The sequence below is a fragment of the Blautia sp. TM10-2 genome (assembly GCF_003480845.1).
Classification (GTDB): Bacteria; Bacillota; Clostridia; order Lachnospirales; family Lachnospiraceae; genus Fusicatenibacter; species Fusicatenibacter saccharivorans.
Map to the genome: position 1 here is coordinate 210,594 of NZ_QUJZ01000004.1, position 20,845 is coordinate 231,438.

Annotated in this window: 12 protein-coding genes; 10 read left to right on the plus strand and 2 right to left on the minus strand. The window is 49.3% G+C overall.

Annotation, left to right across the window (positions count from 1 at the left end; translation table 11 throughout):
- The first annotated feature begins 2 nt into the window (after window positions 1-2).
- Window positions 3-695 (plus strand): uracil-DNA glycosylase, encoded by a 693-nt coding sequence (locus DXD92_RS05605; RefSeq protein WP_117509201.1) that lies wholly within the window; start codon window positions 3-5, stop codon window positions 693-695.
- On the plus strand, window positions 692-2,314 hold the full coding sequence (locus DXD92_RS05610; protein ID WP_118640250.1) for a putative polysaccharide biosynthesis protein: 1,623 nt from the start codon (window positions 692-694) through the stop codon (window positions 2,312-2,314). Before DXD92_RS05605 ends, DXD92_RS05610 begins: the two co-directional genes overlap by 4 nt.
- A gap of 104 nt (window positions 2,315-2,418) precedes the next feature.
- On the opposite strand, the gene DXD92_RS05615 is transcribed toward DXD92_RS05610, so the two are convergent.
- On the minus strand, window positions 2,419-6,672 hold the full coding sequence (locus tag DXD92_RS05615; protein WP_118640251.1) for a 2-hydroxyacyl-CoA dehydratase: 4,254 nt from the start codon (window positions 6,670-6,672) through the stop codon (window positions 2,419-2,421).
- Between the two features lie 257 nt (window positions 6,673-6,929).
- Here DXD92_RS05615 and tgt point away from each other — a divergent pair, with 257 nt between their 5' ends.
- The 7 genes from tgt (at window position 6,930) to DXD92_RS05655 (ending at window position 15,808) form a co-directional block, all read left to right on the plus strand.
- Window positions 6,930-8,066, plus strand: a complete 1,137-nt coding sequence (tgt, locus tag DXD92_RS05620; protein WP_118640252.1) for a tRNA guanosine(34) transglycosylase Tgt — start codon at window positions 6,930-6,932, stop codon at window positions 8,064-8,066.
- A 123-nt stretch (window positions 8,067-8,189) separates the two neighbouring features.
- Entirely contained in the window at window positions 8,190-8,534 is a 345-nt protein-coding gene (gene yajC / locus DXD92_RS05625) for a preprotein translocase subunit YajC (RefSeq protein ID WP_117509198.1), read from the plus strand.
- 283 nt (window positions 8,535-8,817) lie between these two features.
- Window positions 8,818-9,903 (plus strand): 3-isopropylmalate dehydrogenase, encoded by a 1,086-nt coding sequence (gene leuB / locus DXD92_RS05635; protein WP_117801683.1) that lies wholly within the window; start codon window positions 8,818-8,820, stop codon window positions 9,901-9,903.
- A 30-nt stretch (window positions 9,904-9,933) separates the two neighbouring features.
- On the plus strand, window positions 9,934-11,595 hold the full coding sequence (gene ilvD / locus DXD92_RS05640; RefSeq protein WP_117801682.1) for a dihydroxy-acid dehydratase: 1,662 nt from the start codon (window positions 9,934-9,936) through the stop codon (window positions 11,593-11,595).
- A gap of 95 nt (window positions 11,596-11,690) precedes the next feature.
- Window positions 11,691-13,379 (plus strand): biosynthetic-type acetolactate synthase large subunit, encoded by a 1,689-nt coding sequence (gene ilvB, locus DXD92_RS05645; protein ID WP_118640253.1) that lies wholly within the window; start codon window positions 11,691-11,693, stop codon window positions 13,377-13,379.
- Window positions 13,380-13,562: 183 nt separating this feature from the next.
- Window positions 13,563-14,645 (plus strand): 3-phosphoserine/phosphohydroxythreonine transaminase, encoded by a 1,083-nt coding sequence (gene serC / locus DXD92_RS05650; protein ID WP_118640254.1) that lies wholly within the window; start codon window positions 13,563-13,565, stop codon window positions 14,643-14,645.
- Window positions 14,645-15,808, plus strand: coding sequence for a phosphoglycerate dehydrogenase (locus DXD92_RS05655; RefSeq protein WP_118640255.1), 1,164 nt, complete (start codon window positions 14,645-14,647; stop codon window positions 15,806-15,808). The genes serC and DXD92_RS05655 overlap by 1 nt, the downstream gene beginning before the upstream one ends.
- Window positions 15,809-16,090: 282 nt before the next feature.
- On the opposite strand, the gene cysS is transcribed toward DXD92_RS05655, so the two are convergent.
- Window positions 16,091-17,539 (minus strand): cysteine--tRNA ligase, encoded by a 1,449-nt coding sequence (gene cysS / locus DXD92_RS05660; RefSeq protein WP_118640256.1) that lies wholly within the window; start codon window positions 17,537-17,539, stop codon window positions 16,091-16,093.
- 984 nt (window positions 17,540-18,523) lie between these two features.
- On the opposite strand from cysS, the gene DXD92_RS05665 reads away from it, so the two are divergent.
- Entirely contained in the window at window positions 18,524-20,737 is a 2,214-nt protein-coding gene (locus DXD92_RS05665; RefSeq protein ID WP_117509191.1) for an ABC transporter substrate-binding protein, read from the plus strand.
- The last annotated feature ends 108 nt before the right edge of the window (window positions 20,738-20,845 follow it).

Here is a 20,845-nt window from a genome sequence, read left to right on the forward strand (position 1 = left end):
ATATGCCGCCTCTTAGCGGAAGCTGGGCCAATGCCCTGAAAGGAGAATTCTCCAAAGATTATTATAAAAAACTGTTTCAGACGGTGGGAGCGGAGTACAAAACCCACACGATTTACCCGCCGGCTGATGATATTTTCAATGCGTTCCACTTTACCCCACTTGAGCAGGTAAAAGTAGTCATCTTAGGCCAGGACCCGTACCACGAGCCGGGACAGGCACACGGACTCTGCTTTTCTGTAAAACCGGAAGTAGACATTCCGCCGTCCCTGGTCAACATTTATAAGGAACTCGAAGACGATCTGGGATGCTACATCCCGAACAACGGCTATCTCGAAAAATGGGCACGGCAGGGTGTTCTGATGCTGAACACGGTGCTGACTGTGCGTGCGCATCAGGCAAATTCCCACAAGGAAATCGGCTGGGAGCAGTTCACGGACGCGGCAATCAAAGTGCTCGCCGGGCAGGACCGCCCGATGGTCTTCATCCTCTGGGGACGTCCCGCACAGCGCAAAAAAGAGATGATCCACAATCCAAAACATCTGGTGCTGATGTCCGCTCATCCGAGCCCGCTCTCTGCATACCGCGGATTTTTCGGCAGCCATCCGTTTTCCAGAACGAACGAATATCTGGAAGAAAACGGTCTTGCGCCGATTGACTGGCAGATCGAAAATGTAATCCGGGGAGCGAAAGAATGAGTAAAAAGAAAAATACGTTACTGAGAAATACTTCTATCTTGATGGCTGCAACGATTATCTCGCGTGTGATCGGTCTTTTATACCGGTCGCCGCTCGGCGAAACCATCGGAAATGAGGGACTTGGTTATTACAGTACAGCGAGCAATCTGTATACGATCCTGCTGCTGATCTCGTCCTACAGTATTCCGATGGCAGTATCGAAAATCGTATCCGAACGCCTAGCATTAAAAGAGTACCGGAACGCACACCGCGTTTTCCGCGGAGCCCTCCTTTATGCCGTAATCGTGGGAGGAATCGCTGCACTGGTGGCGTTTTTCGGCGGAAAATTCCTTCTGCCATATAACCAGCAGAATGCCATCCTGGCCCTGCGCGTACTGGCACCGACCATCTTCTTCTCGGCGATTCTCGGCGTCCTGCGCGGCTATTTCCAGGCCCACAGCACGATGATGCCGACTTCGATTTCACAGATCATCGAGCAGATATTCAACGCTGCTTTCAGTATCGGTGCAGCCTGGTTCTTTATCCAGCAGTTTGCGACAAATGACACCGAGCGTGCGAAATTCGGTGCTGCCGGCGGAACCCTCGGAACGGGAGCCGGTGTGCTGGCAGGCCTTTGCTTTATGCTGCTCGTTTACGGGGTAAACCGGAAAAGCATTCTGCGAAAAGCAGCCAAAGACACACGCCACCGCGAAGAATCCTACCGCGAAATCTTTCAGGTACTCTTTCTGATGGTAACACCGGTCATCTTCACGACCTTTATTTATAACTGTAACGCTTACCTGGACAACTATCTGTTCTTTACCATCCTCGGATGGCACGGCGAAAACCAGAAAGCGCTGAACGCTGCATACGGCGAGTTTTCCAACTATTACGTTACGCTGATTAACGTCCCGCTTGCCATGGCAAGCGCATCCGCATCTGCGATGATGCCGGAGGTGTCTTCCTGCTACGCAACCGGTGACCTCGACGAGGCAAACGACAAAATTCTGGAAACGATCCGCCTGACCATGTTCATCTCCATTCCGGCTGCCGTCGGCCTTGGAGTTCTGGCATTCCCGATTACAGGCGTTCTGTTCCCGTCAAGCTCAAGCCTTTCCGGCAAACTGCTGATGATGGGTGCCGTATCGGTTGTCTTTTCTGCACTGTCCACCATTACCAACAGTGTACTGCAGTCGATCGGGCAGCAGAAGAAAGCCCTGCACAATGCGGCAATTTCCCTTGGGATGGATCTTATCGTTCTGGCGCTGATCCTTGCAGTTTTCCCAAAGACAAACATTTATGCTGTCGTCTTTGCGGGAATTCTGTTCTCCCTTAGCATGTGTGTATTGAATAACCTTTCGATCCGCAAGCACCTGAACTTCCGCAATGAGTTCAAAAACACGTATGTAAAACCATTGATCGCCGCTGCCATCATGGGTGTTGTAACCTGGGTTGTTTATTATGGCCTGTTCGCCATCACAAAACGCCCGTCGATCAGTATGCTGGCCGCAATTCTGATCGCAATCGTGGTATACCTGATTGCTTTCGTAGTCGTAACCGGCACAACCGAAGCCGAAATGCGCCGCATGCCAATGGGAACCAAACTGGTAAAAGTTCTCCGTATCCTGCGGATTTACTGATAAAAACAGAAGATACACCTTAACAAAGAAGACCCCGGTCGGAAAACATGAAAAACTGTTTTCCGACTGGGGTCTTTTGAAATGAAAAAGGATTATGTAATTTTTTACGCGTTTTTCTCTCCGTCAAGTTCCTGTTTCAGGTTCTTGTTCGCGGTAGAAAGCATCAGCTTAATACGGTTCAGCTGGTTAACCTCCGAAGCGCCTGGATCGTAGTCAACTGCCACGATATTTGCCTTCGGATACTCCTTGCGAATGGCTTTAATAACACCTTTACCGACAATATGATTCGGCAGGCACGCAAACGGCTGGATGCAGACGATATTGTAAACGTCGCTGTGGATCAGCTCCATCATCTCGCCTGTCAGGAACCATCCCTCACCTGTCTGGTTACCACAGGAAACAATCGGAGAAGCATACTTCGCCAGATCCCGTACATCAGCCGGCGGATCAAAGTGTTCGCTCTTCTTGAACTCTGCAACTGCCGCGCTCCGCAGCCAGTTGATCAGCTTAATGCCCGTATTTCCGAGCATCGAAGAGCTCTTCTTGAATCCAAGGTGCTCTACCTTGAAATTCGTATTGTAGAAGCAATAGCAGAAGAAATCGATCAGATCCGGCACAACCGGCTCGGCGCCTTCGCTTTCGAGAAGCTCCGCCAGATGGTTATTGGCCGCCGGAAGGAACTTAACCAGAATTTCGCCGACAATACCGACACGCGGTTTTTTCTCGTCCGTAATCGGAATATGGTCAAAGTCGCGGATCATCGTGCGGCAGATCTGTTTAAACCGGGTATGGCTCAGGTGTTTGGAAGAAATGAAATCAATACAGATTTTCTCCCATTTTTTGTGAATCCGGTCTGTTGTACCCTTCTTCTGCTCATAAGGACGCATCCGGTAAATACATTTCATCATGATATCGCCGAATTCTGCCGCATAGCAGAGACGGATCGCAAGATCCGGTGTAATCTTAAAGCCCGGATTTTCTTCCAGACCGCTTAAGTTAATGGAGATTACCGGAATCTGTGTCATATCGGCTTTCTCCAGGGCACGGCGGATAAATCCGATATAGTTCGAAGCACGGCAGCCGCCGCCGGTCTGGCTCATGATGACAGCCACTTTGTTCAGGTCATACTTGCCGGAGAGCAGCGCCTGCATAATCTGTCCGACTACCATCAGAGACGGATAGCAGGCATCGTTGTTAACGTATTTCAGTCCGACATCAACCGCCTCTTTGTTGTCGTTCGGAAGCACTTCCAGATTGTATCCGGCTGCGTTGAACGCCGGCTGCAGAATCGAGAAGTGGATCGGTGACATCTGCGGGCAGAGGATGGTGTAGTCTTTCCGCATTTCTTTCGTGAAGACCGGTTTCTGGATCGAGGACGGAAGAATCTCGCGTACCGCCTGTTTCCGGTCATGTGCACGGAGGGCAGCGAGCAGAGAGCGGACACGGATTCTGGCAGCGCCGAGGTTGTTGACCTCATCAATCTTCAGGCAGGTATAAATCTTGCCGCTTCTGGTCAGAATCTCATAAACCTCATCGGTGGTAACGGCGTCGAGACCGCAGCCGAACGAGTTCAGCTGAATCAGGTCAAGATCGTCGCGTGTCTTTACATAGTTTGCAGCTGCATACAGACGGGTGTGGTACATCCACTGGTCATTGACACGGAGCGGACGCTCGAGCGGTGCCAGATGGGAAACAGAGTCCTCCGTCAGCACGCACAGTCCGTAGGAGTTGATCATATCCGGGATACCGTGATGGATTTCTGGATCGATGTGGTACGGACGGCCGGCAAGCACGATGCCTCTGCGGCCGGTTTCTTTCATATACTGAAGCGTTTCCTCGCCTTTTTTCTGCATATCGCGTCTTGCAGCGCCAAGCTCTTCCCATCCGGCATGAACAGCAGCACGGACTTCATCCTCCGGCAGACCGGAGAACTCTTTGACAAGACCATCGGCAAGCACCTTTTCACTCGTAAACGCAAGGAACGGATTGCGGAACGTAATGGAATCGTCCTGCAGCTCGTCCACGTTGTTTTTGATATTTTCCGCATACGAGGTAACGATCGGGCAGTTGTAGTGGTTGATGGCTTCCGGGAACTCGGTGCGCTCGTACGGGATACACGGGTAGAAGATGAACTTCACACCGTGGCGTAAGAGCCAGGTCACATGGCCGTGCGCCAGTTTGGCCGGATAGCACTCGGATTCACTTGGAATCGACTCAATACCGAGCTCGTAGATCTTGCGGCTCGAGGTCGGAGAGAGTACCACGCGGTATTTCAGCCGCGTAAAGAAGGTGTACCAGAACGGATAATTCTCAAACATATTGAGGACTCTCGGAATGCCGACCTCTCCGCGGATCGCTTCATCCTGCGGCAGCGGCTGGTAGCCGAAGATCCGTTTGTATTTGTATTCGAACAGGTTCGGAATATGATCTTTGTTTTTCTCTTTTCCGATACCGCGCTCGCAGCGGTTTCCGCTGATGTACTGACGGCCGCCGGAGAATTTGTTGATGGTCAGACGGCAGCTGTTCGTACATCCCTTACAGTTTGCCATCGTGGTCGAATATTTCAGCTCGTTGATCTTTTCAATGGAGAGCATCGTGGTCTCCTGATCGGCGGAGTAGCGCTCTCTTGCGATCAGCGCCGCACCGAACGCACCCATGATGCCGGCGATGTCCGGGCGGATGGCTTCGCAGTTGGCGATCCGCTCAAAGCTTCGGAGAACAGCGTCGTTGTAGAATGTACCGCCCTGTACGACGATGTGGCGTCCCAGCTCGGTGGCATCCGAAACTTTAATTACCTTATATAATGCGTTTTTAATAACGGAGCAGGCAAGTCCGGCAGAAATATCGGCGACGGATGCGCCCTCTTTCTGCGCCTGTTTTACCTTGGAATTCATAAATACGGTACAGCGGGTACCAAGATCGATCGGGTGTTTTGCAAACAGCGCCTCATGCGCGAAATCCTGCACGCTGTAGTTCAGGGACTGCGCGAACGTCTCGATGAAGGAACCGCAGCCTGAGGAACATGCCTCGTTCAGCTGTACGCTGTCTACGGTGCCGTTTTTGATCTTGATGCACTTCATATCCTGGCCGCCGATGTCGAGAATACAGTCGACTTCCGGATCGAAGAATGCGGCAGCGTAATAATGGGAAATCGTCTCTACCTCACCCTCGTCCAGCATCAGTGCAGCTTTGATGAGCGCCTCGCCGTAACCGGTCGAACAGGACCAGGCGATCTGTGCGGAATCCGGCAGTTTGGAGTAGATCTCCTGGATCGCGCGGATCGATGTGCCGAGCGGATTTCCGTGGTTGTTGCTGTAGAAGGAATAGAGAAGAGCACCATCTTCGCCGACGAGAGCAGCTTTGGTCGTCGTGGAACCGGCATCAATACCGAGATAGCAGTTTCCTTCGTAGGTGGAAAGATCGGCGGTCACGACGTTGTTGACACTCTGGCGCGCCAGAAATTCGTCATACTCGGCCTGATCTTTAAACAGCGGCTCAAGACGGGCAACCTCAAAATCGATAGCAACTTTCTCTTCGAGCCGTTTTTTCAGTGCGAGAAGGGAAATTTCGGTTTTTCCGTCTGCATTCATCGCAGAACCGATGGCTGCAAACAGGTGGGAGTTGTCCGGTACGATTGTATGCTCGTCATCCAGTTTTAAGGTACGGACGAATGCTGTCTTTAATTCCGAGAGGAAGTGCAGCGGGCCGCCGAGAAAGGCAACGTGGCCGCGGATCGGTTTACCGCAGGCAAGACCAGAAATGGTCTGGTTGACAACTGCCTGGAAAATGGAAGCGGAAAGATCCTCTTTTGTTGCACCGTCGTTGATGAGCGGCTGGATATCGGTTTTTGCGAATACACCGCAGCGTGCTGCGATCGGATAAATCGCCTGGTAATGCTTCGCGTATTCGTTGAGTCCGGTTGCATCGGTCTGCAGAAGAGAAGCCATCTGGTCGATGAACGAACCGGTGCCGCCGGCGCAGATACCGTTCATACGCTGCTCCACATTGCCGCCTTCAAAATAGATGATCTTGGCATCCTCACCGCCGAGCTCGATGGCAACGTCGGTCTGCGGAGCGAGTGCTTTTAACGAAGTGGAAACCGCGATAACTTCCTGCGTGAACGGGATGCCGAGGTGGTTGGCAAGAGCAAGTCCGCCGGAACCAGTGATGACCGGCTGCAAGGTCAGTTCGCCCAGCTTTTCGTGTGCTTCCCCGAGCAGGTGGGCAAGGGTTTCCTGAATGTTTGCAAAATGGCGCTCGTAATCGGCAAAGAGAAGCTGGTTCTCTTCGTCGAGGATCGCAATTTTAACAGTGGTGGAACCGATGTCGATTCCGAGAGTATATTTTTTATCAGTCATGAATCAAACTCCTTTTATAATAAGAAACAATCTCAACACATTATACGACAAAAAATAAGGAAATACAATTGGAAAAAAGGCGATGTCTTATGAAAAAAGTATAAAGCCCTTGTGAAAAATGGAGAAACCAGGAGGGAAAAAGGCAGAAAAAAGAAAATTCAGGCATTGTCAAAAACGGGTTTTGCCTGTATACTAAAAATAGTATGCCCTGTATGAAAAACAGGCGGCAGGGATCATGAGAAAGGATGAAAAGCGTTATGTATAAAATTCTGAAAATGGAAGGAAGAGCGAAGCGCGCCCACATGGAAACCGTGCACGGCAATATCGAGACGCCGGTATTCATGAATGTCGGAACCGCGGCAGCGATCAAGGGAGCCGTTTCCACTGAGGATCTCCAGCAGATCGGCACGCAGGTAGAGCTCTCCAACACGTACCACCTCCACGTGCGTCCGGGCGATGAGGTTGTAAAGAAGATGGGCGGACTCCACAAGTTTATGGTCTGGGATAAACCGATCCTGACCGACTCCGGCGGATTCCAGGTATTCTCTCTTGCAGGCCTTCGGAAAATCAAGGAGGAGGGAGTTTATTTCCACTCCCACGTAGACGGAAGAAAGATCTTCATGGGACCGGAGGAGAGTATGCAGATTCAGTCCAACCTGGCATCCACGATTGCGATGGCCTTCGACGAGTGCCCATCGAGTGTGGCGGACCGCCGTTATGTGCAGAATTCCGTGGACCGTACGACAAGATGGCTGCAGCGATGCAAGGATAAAATGCAGGAACTGAACCAGAGAGAGGATACCATCAACAAGCACCAGCTGCTGTTTGGTATCAATCAGGGAGCAATCTATGAAGATATCCGTATCGATCATGCAAAACGGATTTCCGAGATGGGTCTTGACGGATATGCCGTCGGCGGTCTTGCGGTAGGAGAGACACACGAGGAGATGTATCATATTCTCGATGAAGTGGTTCCGTATCTGCCAAAAGAAAAACCGACATATCTGATGGGTGTCGGAACACCGGCCAATATTCTCGAGGGTGTAGAGCGCGGCGTTGATTTCTTCGACTGTGTATATCCGAGCCGGAACGGACGTCACGGTCACGTTTATACAAATCATGGAAAAATGAATTTGTTCAACCAGAAATACGAATTGGATCCGCGTCCGATCGAGGAAGGCTGCCAGTGCCCGGCGTGCCGTCACTACAGCAGAGCCTACATCCGTCATCTGCTGAAAGCAAAAGAGATGCTCGGCATGCGGCTCTGTGTTCTGCACAACCTGTATTTCTACAACAATATGATGACAGAAATCCGGACCGCGCTGGACGAGGGCAATTTTGCTTCCTACAAACGGGCAAAACTCGCAGGATTTGAGGAATACGACAAAAAGTAATCGGGAAAGTATGAAATCTTTGGAAAATATCCGAAAAAGACTTGCCCATCGGTTCCGGATTGTGTATTATGATAGGTGTGTCTAAAGAACGGGATGTACTCTCGAATAACAGGAGGAAAGAAAATGTTTTTAGCAACAACAACAGCAGCAAACAGCGGTGTGATGAGCACTGGTATGTTAATTATGTGGCTGGTCATCATGTTCGGTATGATGTATTTCTTAATGATCCGCCCGCAGAAGAAAGAGCAGAAAAAACTGCAGGCAATGCTGAATGACCTCGCAGTCGGCGATGCAGTCATCACAACAAGCGGTTTCTACGGCGTAGTCATCGATATCACAGACGACGATGTCATCGTAGAGTTCGGAAACAACAAAAACTGCCGTATCCCGATGCGCAAAACAGCCATCACAGAGGTTGAAAAACCGGAGACAGCAGTCGTTGAAGAGAAAACAGAAAAGAAAAAATAATTTCACACGGCGAAAAGCCAGGAAAAACGCAGGTATTCAAAAAGAACGAATGCCTGCGTTTTTTTCGCCCCCGAAACTTCTTCGGCGGAACACGGCGAAAACGGGGAAAAATGCCGCGTATTTTTCTTTTAAATGGCAAAAAAGCAAAAAGATTATTGCGTTTCGTCCGATGCAAAGAAATTTCGTGTTGAAATTACCGGAAAAATGGCGTATAATTTAGAAATGCTATAGACGCAGAGAAAATAGAACGGTTTTTCAGCCGGAAGAAAAGAGGGAGAAAGATATGGAATACCGTATTGGATTAATTCACGGTGACGGAATCGGACCGGAAATTGTAAAGGAAGCAAAAAAAGTTCTGGACGCTGTCTGCGAGAAATATGGACATAAGTTTGAATATACCAACCTTCTGCTGGGCGGAGCCTCCATTGATGTGCACGGCGTGCCGCTGACAGATGAAACCATAGAAGAAGCAAAGAAATGCGACGCTGTCCTGATGGGCTCCATCGGAGGAGATGCAAAAACATCCCCATGGTACAAATTAAGCCCGGACAAGCGCCCGGAGGCAGGACTCTTAAAAATCCGGAAATCGTTAGGTCTGTTTGCAAACCTGCGTCCGGCTTACCTGTATCAGGAATTGAAAGATGCCTGCCCGTTAAAAGAAGAGATCATCGGCGAGGGCTTCGACATGCTGATTATGCGTGAGCTGACCGGCGGCCTGTACTTTGGAGAGCGCAGCACTGTAGAAGAAAACGGCATCCGGAAAGCAACCGATACGCTGACCTACAGCGAGACCGAAATCCGCCGCATTGCAATCCGTGCATTCGACATCGCCATGAAGAGAAAGAAAAAAGTAACGAGTGTAGATAAAGCAAACGTTCTCGATTCCTCCCGTCTGTGGAGATCCGTGGTAGAGGATGTTGCAAAAGATTACCCGGAAGTTACCTTAGAGCATATGCTGGTCGACAACTGTGCGATGCAGATCGTCCACAATCCGTGCCAGTTTGACGTCGTTCTGACCGAGAACATGTTCGGAGATATTCTTTCCGATGAGGCAAGTATGGTAGCAGGCTCGATCGGAATGCTTTCTTCCGCCAGCCTGAACGAGACAAAATTTGGTCTGTACGAGCCAAGCCACGGCTCTGCACCGGACATCGCAGGAAAGAACATCGCAAACCCGATTGCAACGGTTCTGTCCGCAGCCATGATGCTCCGCTATTCCCTGGATCTCGATCAGGAGGCAGAGGCAGTCGAAAATGCTGTACAGAAAATTTTAAAAGACGGATACCGCACCGTAGACATTATGTCTGAGGGATGTACCCAGGTATCTACATCCGAAATGGGAGATCTGCTGGTAAAAGCACTGGCATAAAACTGTAAGATAAGAAAAGAGGAAAAAATCATGAGAAGTGATGCTGTAAAAAAAGGAATCGCACAGGCGCCACAGCGTTCTCTGATGCGTGCGCTGGGTCTGACCGAAGAAGAAATGAAAAAACCGCTCGTAGGAATTGTAAGCTCCTACAATGAGATCGTACCGGGTCATATGAACCTGGATAAAATTACAGAAGCTGTAAAAATGGGCGTTGCCATGGCAGGCGGAACACCGATCGTGTTCCCGGCCATTGCAGTCTGTGACGGTATTGCCATGGGCCACATCGGAATGAAATATTCCCTCGTTACCCGTGACCTGATCGCCGATTCCACCGAGTGTATGGCAATGGCTCACCAGTTTGATGCACTGGTATGTATCCCGAACTGTGATAAGAACGTACCTGGCCTTTTGATGGCAGCAGCAAGAGTCAATGTTCCGACCGTATTTGTCAGCGGCGGTCCGATGCTTGCCGGCCATGTAAAAGGTGAGAAGAGAAGTCTTTCCAGCATGTTCGAGGCGGTTGGATCCTACGCAGCCGGAACTATGACAGAGGAAGATGTTTATGATTTTGAGTGCAATGCATGCCCGACCTGCGGTTCCTGCTCCGGTATGTACACGGCAAACAGCATGAACTGTCTGACCGAGGTTCTCGGCATGGGCTTGAAAGGAAACGGAACGATTCCGGCCGTATATTCCGAGCGTCTGCGCCTGGCCAAGAGAGCCGGTATGCAGGTTATGGAGCTGTTAAAACAGAATATCCGTCCAAGAGACATTATGACAAAAGAAGCATTCTTAAATGCTCTGACCGTCGATATGGCACTTGGATGTTCCACCAACAGTATGCTGCATCTGCCGGCCATCGCGCATGAGGCAGGCGTAGAGCTGAATCCGGAGATGGCAAATGCCATCAGTGAGAAGACCCCGAACCTCTGCCATCTGGCTCCGGCAGGATACCACTACATCGAGGAGCTGAACGAGGCCGGCGGTGTTTATGCCGTTATGAACGAGCTGAATAAACTAGGACTTCTGCACACCGAGTGCATGACCGCAACCGGAAAGACCGTTGGCGAGAATATCAAAGGCTGTGTCAACAAAAACCCGGAGATCATCCGTCCGGTAGAAAATCCATACAGCAAGACCGGCGGTATTGCTGTCCTGAAAGGAAACCTGGCACCGGATACCGCAGTCGTCAAACGTTCTGCCGTTGTACCGGAGATGCAGGTTCACGAAGGACCGGCCAGAGTCTTCGACTGTGAGGAGGATGCCATCGAGGCAATCCGCGGCGGCAAGATTGTGGCAGGCGACGTTGTTGTCATCCGTTATGAGGGACCAAAGGGAGGTCCTGGTATGCGTGAGATGTTGAATCCGACCTCTGCGATTGCAGGTATGGGACTTGGCTCTTCCGTAGCTCTGATTACAGACGGCCGTTTCTCCGGCGCATCCCGCGGTGCATCCATCGGCCATGTCAGCCCTGAGGCAGCAGAAGGCGGTCCGATCGCGCTCGTTGAGGAAGGCGACCTGATCCGCATCAATATTCCGGAGCACAAGCTGGAGCTTGCCGTATCGGATGAAGAGCTGGCACGCAGAAAAGCTGCATGGACTCCGAGAGAGCCGAAAGTAACCACAGGCTATCTGAAACGCTACGCAAAGATGGTTTCCAGCGCAAATAAGGGAGCCATTCTGGAGTTCTAATAGAAAAAAATCATATCAGCCGTCCGAACGTGCATTTTCATCGGATGGCTGATTTCATACACAAAGCCAAAAGATAAGGAAGGAATCATACAGACATGGAATTAACTGGATCACAGATTGTTATTGAGTGCCTGAAGGAGCAGGGCGTGGACACCGTGTTCGGCTATCCGGGGGGAACGATTTTGAATATCTATGATGAGCTTTACCGTCATCCGGAAATCCACCACATCCTGACCTCCCACGAGCAGGGTGCTGCCCATGCGGCAGACGGGTATGCGCGTGCGACCGGAAAAACAGGCGTATGTATGGCAACAAGCGGCCCTGGCGCGACAAATCTTGTCACTGGAATTGCAACTGCCTACATGGATTCTACCCCGATGGTAGCCATCACCTGCAACGTAGGAAAGGCACTGCTTGGAAAAGACAGCTTTCAGGAGATTGACATTGCAGGCGTTGCGATGCCGATCACAAAATACAGCGTGATCGTAAAAGATATCACGGTTCTCGCAGACACGCTGCGCCGTGCGTTTTCGATTGCAAAGAGCGGAAGACCGGGCCCGGTTCTGGTGGATATCACGAAAGATGTCACGGCGGCAACGTATGAATATGAGCCAAAGACACCGGAAGCAATCGCACCGTCTACCGAAAAAATCACAGAAGAAGGACTGGATCACGTTGTATCTCTGATCCGGGAGTCGAAAAAACCGTATATTTTCGTGGGCGGCGGCAGCATCATCTCCGGTGCGGCCGAGGAAGTGCGTGAACTGGCACACCATATACAGGCGCCGGTCTGCGATACCCTGATGGGAAAAGGCGCTTTTCCGGGAACCGATAAGCTGTACACCGGTATGCTCGGTATGCACGGAACAAAAACATCGAACTATGGCGTGACGAAGTGCGACCTGCTGATCGTGCTCGGTGCAAGATTTTCCGATCGTGTCACCGGAAACGCCGCAAAATTTGCAAACAATGCAAAAATCGTTCAGATCGATGTAGATGCGGCAGAAATCAACAAGAATGTTGTTGTCGAGTCGAGCATCATCGGAGACGTCAAAGAAGTCTTAAAACGCCTGAATGCGAAGCTGGAGCCGATGCATCATGACGAGTGGATTGCCGAAATCGAGGCAATGAAAGAAAAATTCCCGTTAAAGCATGAAGAAGGCCTTACCGGACCGTTCGTGATCGAGGAGATCTATAAGGCAACCGACGGCCAGGCTGTCATCACGACCGATGTCGGACAGCATCAGATGTGGGCGGCGCAGTATTATCGGTATACGAGCCCGAGAACCCTTTTAACCTCCGGCGGTCTTGGAACCATGGGATTCGGTCTTGGAGCTGCCATGGGCGCCAAAATGGGACGCCCGGACAAAACCGTTATCAACATCGCAGGCGACGGCTGCTTCCGCATGAATATGAACGAACTGGCAACCCTTTCGAGACACAACATTCCGGTGATCGAAGTCGTTGTCAACAACCATGTACTCGGTATGGTACGCCAGTGGCAGACACTGTTCTATGGAAAACGGTATTCCAACACTGTTCTGCAGGATCAGGCGGACTTTGTCAAGGTTGCTGAGGCGCTCGGCGTAAAGGGCATCCGCGTGACGAAGAAAGAGGAGATGGGACCTGCCATCCGTGAGGCGATTGCGAGCGGAAAACCGGCACTGATCGACGTATGGATCGACTGCGATGAAAAAGTATTCCCGATGGTTCCGGCCGGAGCACCGATTGAGGATGTCTTCGATGCAGAGGATCTGGCAAAAAAGGAACAAGAAAAGGATTGACATATTTCTAACAAAGAGGTATCATAGTTTCAACGTGGTAAAGTAATACCGTATTACCATATGAATTGCAGACTTGTAAGAAAAACTGCAATACAGGTACAAACGATTACAAGGAAAACCACCGGCATAGGAACGGTGGTTTTCCAGTAATATAAAGTAGCAAGAGAAACAGGAGGATGAAAAATGAGCAGAGTTTATAATTTTTCCGCAGGACCGGCAGTTCTGCCAGAGGAAGTGTTGAAAGAAGCCCAGGAGGAAATGCTGGATTACCGCGGATGCGGCATGTCCGTCATGGAGATGAGCCACCGTTCCAAAGTATTCCAGAATATCATCGATGAGGCAGAAGCAGACCTTCGTGACCTGATGGGAATTCCGTCAAATTACAAAGTTCTGTTTCTTCAGGGCGGTGCCTCCCTGCAGTTTTCCATGATTCCGATGAACCTGATGAAAAACGGTGTCGCTGATTACATCGTAACGGGACAGTGGGCAAAGAAAGCATATGCAGAGGCGCAGAAATACGGAAAGGCAAACAAAATTGCCTCCTCTGAGGATAAAACATTTTCCTACATCCCGGACTGCAGCGATCTTCCGATCAGCCCGGATGCCGATTATGTTTATATCTGTGAAAACAACACCATTTACGGAACCAAATACAAAAAACTGCCGAATACCAAGGGCAAAACCCTGGTGGCAGATGTCTCCTCCTGTTTCCTCTCCGAACCTGTTAATGTCTCCGATTACGGCATCATCTACGGCGGTGTCCAGAAAAACATCGGACCTGCCGGAATGGTCATCTCCATTGTCCGTGACGATCTGATTACCGACGATGTCCTGCCGGGAACACCGACCATGATGAAATTTAAAACGCATGCAGATGCCGGCTCTCTGTATAACACGCCGAACTGCTACTGCATCTACATGTGCGGCAAAGTGTTCAAATGGCTGAAGAAAATGGGCGGACTGGAAGTCATGAAACAGCGCAACGAAGAAAAAGCAAAACTGCTGTATGATTTCCTGGATCAGAGCAAGCTCTTCAAAGGAACCGTTGTACCGGAAGACCGTTCTCTGATGAACGTTCCGTTTATCACCGGAAATGCAGATCTGGATGCCAAATTCGTCAAAGAGTCCAAAGAAGCCGGACTTGAGAACCTGAAAGGTCACCGTACCGTCGGCGGTATGCGTGCAAGCATCTACAATGCAATGTCGAAAGAAGGCGTAGAAGCACTCGTAGCCTTCATGAAAAAGTTCGAGGAGGAAAATCTCTAATGTTTCAGTATCATTGCTTAAATCCGATTGCAGGCGTAGGCCTTGCAAATTTTAATGAAAACTATCAGCAGAGTGAAAGCCTGGAGGGAGCCGATGCGGTTCTCGTCAGAAGTGCAGCCATGCACGGTATGGAGCTGCCGAAAAGTATTCTTGCCGTAGCAAGAGCAGGAGCCGGTGTCAATAACATTCCGCTTGCCGACTGCGCAGAGCAGGGTATCGTTGTATTCAACACACCGGGAGCCAATGCAAATGGCGTCAAAGAGCTGGTGCTTGCCGGCATGCTGCTTGCATCCCGCGATATCGCAGGCGGTATTGAGTGGGTGAAGAGCGACAAAGAAGACGGCGACATTGCAAAGACAGCAGAAAAACAGAAAAAGAAATTTGCCGGCTGTGAGATCAGCGGAAAGAAGCTCGGTATCATCGGACTTGGCGCGATCGGTCAGCTTGTAGCAAATGCAGCAACCCATCTTGGCATGGAAGTATACGGATACGATCCGTACATTTCTGTCGATGCGGCATGGAATCTGTCCCGTGACATTCATCATATCCAGAACGTGGAAGATATCTACCGTACCTGCGATTATATCACCATCCATGTTCCGCTGATGGACAGCACAAAAGGTATGATTAACAAGGCAGCGATCGATGAGATGAAAGACGGCGTGGTTCTTCTGAACTATGCAAGAGACCTCCTGGTTGATGAGGATGCTGTTCTGGAAGCATTAAAGGCCGGAAAAATGAAAAAATATGTGACTGACTTTGCGAACCCGAAGGTAGTCGGCGCAGAGGGAACCATCGTTACTCCGCATCTTGGAGCATCGACCAAAGAATCCGAAGATAACTGTGCTGTCATGGCAGTTAAAGAAATCCGTGATTTTCTGGAGAACGGAAACATCAAAAACTCCGTCAACTTCCCGAACTGTGATATGGGTGTATGCACAGGAGCAGGCCGTGTGACCATCTGCCATAAGAATATTCCTGGTATGCTGGGTGCATTTACCACCGTTATGGGTAACGCCGGTGTCAACATTAGCGACATGACAAACAAAGGTAAAGGCGATTACGCTTACACCATGATGGATCTGGAAAGCGAAGCAACAGAAGAGATCGTAAAAGCGCTGGAAGCAGTAGACGGCGTGTTAAGGGTTCGTATTATTAAATAAAGAAACAGCCATCCGAAAGAAACAAAAAAGGCGGTATCCGGAAAATGGATGCCGTCTTTTTTTCGATGCCCTGCATCCGAAGGAAGCCGCAAGCAGCAGGTGAAAAAGCATAAAAAAGAGAACTGCCGCATCAGAGCAGTTCTCTTTGGAAGAAGTTTAATAGAAAGTGCAGCCGCGTTTTCACAGGTAATATACTGGTCGGTTGTTGCTTTCAGCACATGAAATTCCCTGTTTCCTTCGTAGGAAATGAAGAAGAAAATCAGAGTTCCTCTTTCGTGCAGATCAGATCCGTTTCCAGACGGCTCCGCCGCGTACATCAGCAACTTCAATGCCCTGGGATTTCAGGTCATCGCGGATTTTATCTGCTTCTGCAAAGTTTTTGGCTTTTTTTGCCTCATATCGTTTCAGAACAAGAGCATCAATTTCCGGATCTCCTTCGCCGGTAATCTGATAGCCGGACGCGGTGGAAGCAGAAGTTGTCTTTGCAGCCTCTTTTCTCTTCGCATCTGCATGAGCGAGAAGGGAAAGACCGAGTACCTGATCGAAACTGTCGAGAAGCGCCAGCTTTGCAGCATCATGCATGTCTGCTTTTAACACATCGTACAGCGTTGTGATGGCAAGCGAGGTGTTGAGGTCGGCATCGAGCGCTTTCTGGAATTTCTCTTTTAAAGCAGTCATAGAAGCTTCCTCGGCCGGTCCGTCTTTCGGGTCTAAAGCGGCGATGCGGGCGATCAGCTTGTCGTAGGCAATTTTGGCGTTGTCCAGGTTTTCCCAGGTGAAGACAAGCGCCTTACGGTAATGGGACTGGAGGCAGAAGAAACGGTAGACGAGAGGATCATAACCTTTTTCCTCAAGAAGAGAAACGGTTAAAAACTCACCTTTCGATTTCGACATCTTTCCAGTCGATGTATTCAGGTGATGCACATGGAACCACTGCGGGCACCAGGCGTGGCCGAGGTAGCTTTCGGACTGTGCGATCTCGTTCGTGTGGTGCGGGAATGCATTGTCTACGCCGCCGCAGTGCAGGTCAAGGTATTCGCCATTGTATTTCATGGAGATACCGGAGCACTCGATGTGCCATCCCGGATAACCGACGCCCCACGGGGAATCCCATTTCAAGGCCTGGTTCTCAAATTTGGATTTCGTAAACCAGAGAACGAAATCATTTTTGTTGCGTTTGTTTGTATCTTCCTCTACGCCCTCACGCACACCGACCGCGAGGTCATCCTCGTCGTGATCGTTGAACACATAGTAGTGGTCGAGACGGCTGGTGTCAAAGTAAACATTTCCGCCGGCAAAGTAAGCGTAGCCGGTGTCCATCAGTTTTTCAATGATTTTGATATATTCGTCAATGCATCCCGTTGCAGGCTGTACGACATCCGGGCGCTTGATGTTCAGCTTTTTGCAATCCGCAAAGAATGCATCGGTGTAATACTGTGCGATTTCCATGACTGTTTTGTGCTCGCGCTTTGCACCTTTGACCATCTTGTCCTCGCCGGTGTCCGCATCGGAGCTTAAATGGCCGACATCGGTGATGTTCATGACACGGTTGACGTCGTAGCCTTCATAGCGGAGTGCCTTTTCCAGGACATCCTCCATAATATAACTGCGCAGGTTTCCGATGTGCGCAAAATGATAAACGGTAGGTCCGCAGGTGTACATTTCTACACGGCCCGGTGTGTGTGTCAGGAATTCAGCTTTTTTATGGGTTGCAGAATTATAAAGATACATAAAAGAAGTCTCCTTTTTTCTTTTCGTGCGGATACGGATGCAGAAGTGATGATACACAAGAAAGCAAAAAAGCGTCTGCTGTATCCGACAAGGATATCAGAGACGCCGCGTGCGGTGCCTGTTTTCCGTGTACTGCACTGGTTCCTTATTAAAATTAATATTAGCAGGATTTTTTTTTGATGTCAATAGTCCGGAGACTGTCGAAGACAAAAAGTAAGAAAGTGTTACTGTTCACACGCTACTATCCCGCGAGGCGTTTTGGCATGAATATGTCAAAATCCCGAGACATACAGCGCGAATTTATGCGGTTAGCATAAATTCTGTGCATCGCGAAGCGTGTTACTGAGAACGGAGTGAACAGTAACAAGAAAGTGATTTCGGTGTGAGCGGTCTTCATGGAAGGCTTTGCTTTGTAAAAGAAGGAAACGAAAGTAAAAAACGAAAGTAAAAAACGAAAGTAAAAAACAGTATGACGCTCTTAAATAAGAAGAAATGTGATTTTCAGAAGTCTGTTTTTGCGTCCGGCAGGATTCTTTCCCGGAGCAAAATCTGAAACAAATACAAAAAGACAGTGCTGCAGAACGCAAATGGAAAGAAACAATTATTTGTGTAATCTTTTTTTATTATAAAACCGAAGAATACAGGAAAATAGAAAAACAGCATCAGAACAATACCCAAAAAGAGGAAAATAGAGGATTTTGATGACTTTAAATGCAGTTTATACACTTTTCTCCTGCATCGGATATTGACAAACAGAGAGAGTTCTGGTTATAATGAACCCAGTTGTTTTTGGACAAACGGACAAATGTACGGGCATGAGGGATGAAGAAAACAAATCTTGTTGGACGCATCTCCTTTTTGTACTATTCGTTTTGATGTGGTAAAGTGCCAAAATGAAAAACGGTGGAATGGCGAAGCCGTTCCGGTAAATGTCCGGATGATGCAAAAACAACGCGAATCCATGAAAGGAGTTAGGAAGAAATTATGAAAAGAAAAATTGTAAGCGCATTACTTGTTATGAGTATGACTGCAAGCCTGGTTGCCTGTGGAAATTCCGGCAGCGGAAGTTCTGATCCGGCGGATGAGAGTGTAAGCGTAAGCAGCAGCGCATCTTCCGAAAGCAATGCAAGCGCATCTGCAAGCAGTGAGAGCGAAGCCGAGGCAGAGGAGTCCGAAATGCCGGAAGGATACGATGAGACCAGCACAGAGCTCTATAACGAGGCACTGGGCGATTTCAACGATGCACTTGCTACTGCAAAGGAAGCAGAAACGGTGGATGAGAGATATGCCCTGATGGCAGTTGCCGAGGGAAAACTGATGGAGTCCGCCATGATGTACCCGCTCACCTCAAGAGGTGGTACGTACGCGATGTACAGAATGGCTCCGCGCACCAAGGACTATACCCTTTGGGGAAGCGATAAAGACCGTTATCATCAGTATGTTGTAACAACTGACTTTATCAAGGCAGAAGATTACAACGAGATGAGAGCAAAATGGGATGAGCTTAAAGGAACAGGAACCTATGAGAGCTGGGTAAAAGAATATCTGGCAGGAAAAGGTTACACCTTAAAAGACAGCTTCTCCATGCCGTATGCGAGCGATCCGGTAACATGGGACGGACTTGCAACTTCCCGTGCGGCAGATACCGATGCGATCATCAATACCTATGACGGACTGATGGAGTACGATGTAGAGGGAACTCTGCAGCCGGCACTGGCAGAATCCTATGAAGTATCTGATGACGGACTGACCTATACCTTCCACCTTCGTAAAGATGTAAAATGGACCGATTCCCAGGGACGTGAAGTGGATACTGTAAAAGCAGATGACTTCGTGGCCGGAATGCAGCATATGTGTGATGCACAGGGCGGTCTGGAATACCTGGTACAGGGCGTGATCAAAAACGTATCCCAGTACATCAGCCGTGAAGTTACCGATTTCGACGAGGTTGGTGTAAAAGCTGTTGATGACTATACCGTAGAGTACACACTGGAAGAGCCATGCAGCTACTTCATGACCATGCTTGGCTACACCATCTTCATGCCGATGAGCAGAAGCTACTATCAGTCCCAGGGCGGTAAATTTGGTGCTGAGTACGATTCCTCCGCAGCAGATTATCAGTACGGAAAAGATTCCAACTCGATCGCATACTGCGGACCGTACCTGGTAACCAACGCTACAGCGAAAAATACCATCGTATTTAAACTGAGCGATTCTTACTGGAACAAAGACAACGTAAACATTAAAACCCTGACCTGGCTGTTCAATGACCAGTCTGATGTTACCAAAATGTACACAGATGCAAAAGCAGGTACCGTTGACTATGTAAACCTGAACACCTCCACTATGGAGACAGCAAAATCCGAAGGTCTGTACGACCAGTACGCAGTAGTTTCAGATACCGATGCTACTTCTTTCATGGCATTCTACAATATCAACCGTACTGCGACTGCAAATGCCAACGACGGAACAACAGCAAAGAGTACAAAGTCTGACGAAGAAATCCAGAGAACGAACAAAGCACTGCAGAACGTTCACTTCAGAAGAGCGATCAGCTTTGCAGCAGATCGTGGCGCTTACAATGCACAGCAGGTTGGCGAGGATCTGAAGTATACTTCCCTTAGAAATACCTTTACCCCGGGATATTTCGTAAGCCTGTCAAAAGACACTACCATTCAGATCAACGGAACCGACACAACCTTCCCGGCAGGCACCTACTATGGTGAAATCGTACAGAAACAGATCGACGCCGACGGCGTGAAGATCAAAGTATGGGATGCCGAAAACAAGACCAGCGATGGCTTTGATGGATGGTACAATCCGGAAAACGCAGTAGAAGAACTGAATACCGCAATCGAGGAGCTCGCAGAAGAGGGCATCACCATCGATGAGAGCAACCCGATCCAGATGGAATATCCATATCCGTCTGCAGTAGAAGTTTACACCAACAAAGCAAACTCCTACAAGAAATCAGTAGAGGCTGCCCTTGGCGGAAAAGTTGTGATCAATCTGGTTGATGCCGTAGACCTGGATGGATGGTACTATGCAGGATACTATGCAAACTATGGTTATGAAGCAAACTACGACGTATACGATGTCTCCGGATGGGGTCCGGACTTTGGTGATCCGTGCTCTTACCTGGATACCATGCTTCCGGACTACGAAGGATACATGACCAAATGTTTCGGTATCTTCTAATTTTGGAAAAGGTAAAATTGGAAAGATCAGAACAGTTGAAAGCCAATGAATAAACCGGCAGGGGGATGGGAACAAAAAAAGCCATTCCCCTGTCATATTGTGTTAAGG

What these genes read in the sequence shown, in the direction of transcription:
- serC (WP_118640254.1), top strand. Translation starts at nt 13,563, where the DNA reads ATGAGCAGAGTTTATAATTTTTCCGCAGGACCGGCAGTTCTGCCAGAG.
- tgt (WP_118640252.1), top strand. Translation starts at nt 6,930, where the DNA reads ATGTATAAAATTCTGAAAATGGAAGGAAGAGCGAAGCGCGCCCACATG.
- DXD92_RS05665 (WP_117509191.1), top strand. Translation starts at nt 18,524, where the DNA reads ATGAAAAGAAAAATTGTAAGCGCATTACTTGTTATGAGTATGACTGCA.
- yajC (WP_117509198.1), top strand. Translation starts at nt 8,190, where the DNA reads ATGTTTTTAGCAACAACAACAGCAGCAAACAGCGGTGTGATGAGCACT.
- DXD92_RS05615 (WP_118640251.1), bottom strand. Translation starts at nt 6,672, where the DNA reads ATGACTGATAAAAAATATACTCTCGGAATCGACATCGGTTCCACCACT.
- ilvD (WP_117801682.1), top strand. Translation starts at nt 9,934, where the DNA reads ATGAGAAGTGATGCTGTAAAAAAAGGAATCGCACAGGCGCCACAGCGT.
- DXD92_RS05655 (WP_118640255.1), top strand. Translation starts at nt 14,645, where the DNA reads ATGTTTCAGTATCATTGCTTAAATCCGATTGCAGGCGTAGGCCTTGCA.
- DXD92_RS05605 (WP_117509201.1), top strand. Translation starts at nt 3, where the DNA reads ATGCCGCCTCTTAGCGGAAGCTGGGCCAATGCCCTGAAAGGAGAATTC.
- DXD92_RS05610 (WP_118640250.1), top strand. Translation starts at nt 692, where the DNA reads ATGAGTAAAAAGAAAAATACGTTACTGAGAAATACTTCTATCTTGATG.
- cysS (WP_118640256.1), bottom strand. Translation starts at nt 17,539, where the DNA reads ATGTATCTTTATAATTCTGCAACCCATAAAAAAGCTGAATTCCTGACA.
- ilvB (WP_118640253.1), top strand. Translation starts at nt 11,691, where the DNA reads ATGGAATTAACTGGATCACAGATTGTTATTGAGTGCCTGAAGGAGCAG.
- leuB (WP_117801683.1), top strand. Translation starts at nt 8,818, where the DNA reads ATGGAATACCGTATTGGATTAATTCACGGTGACGGAATCGGACCGGAA.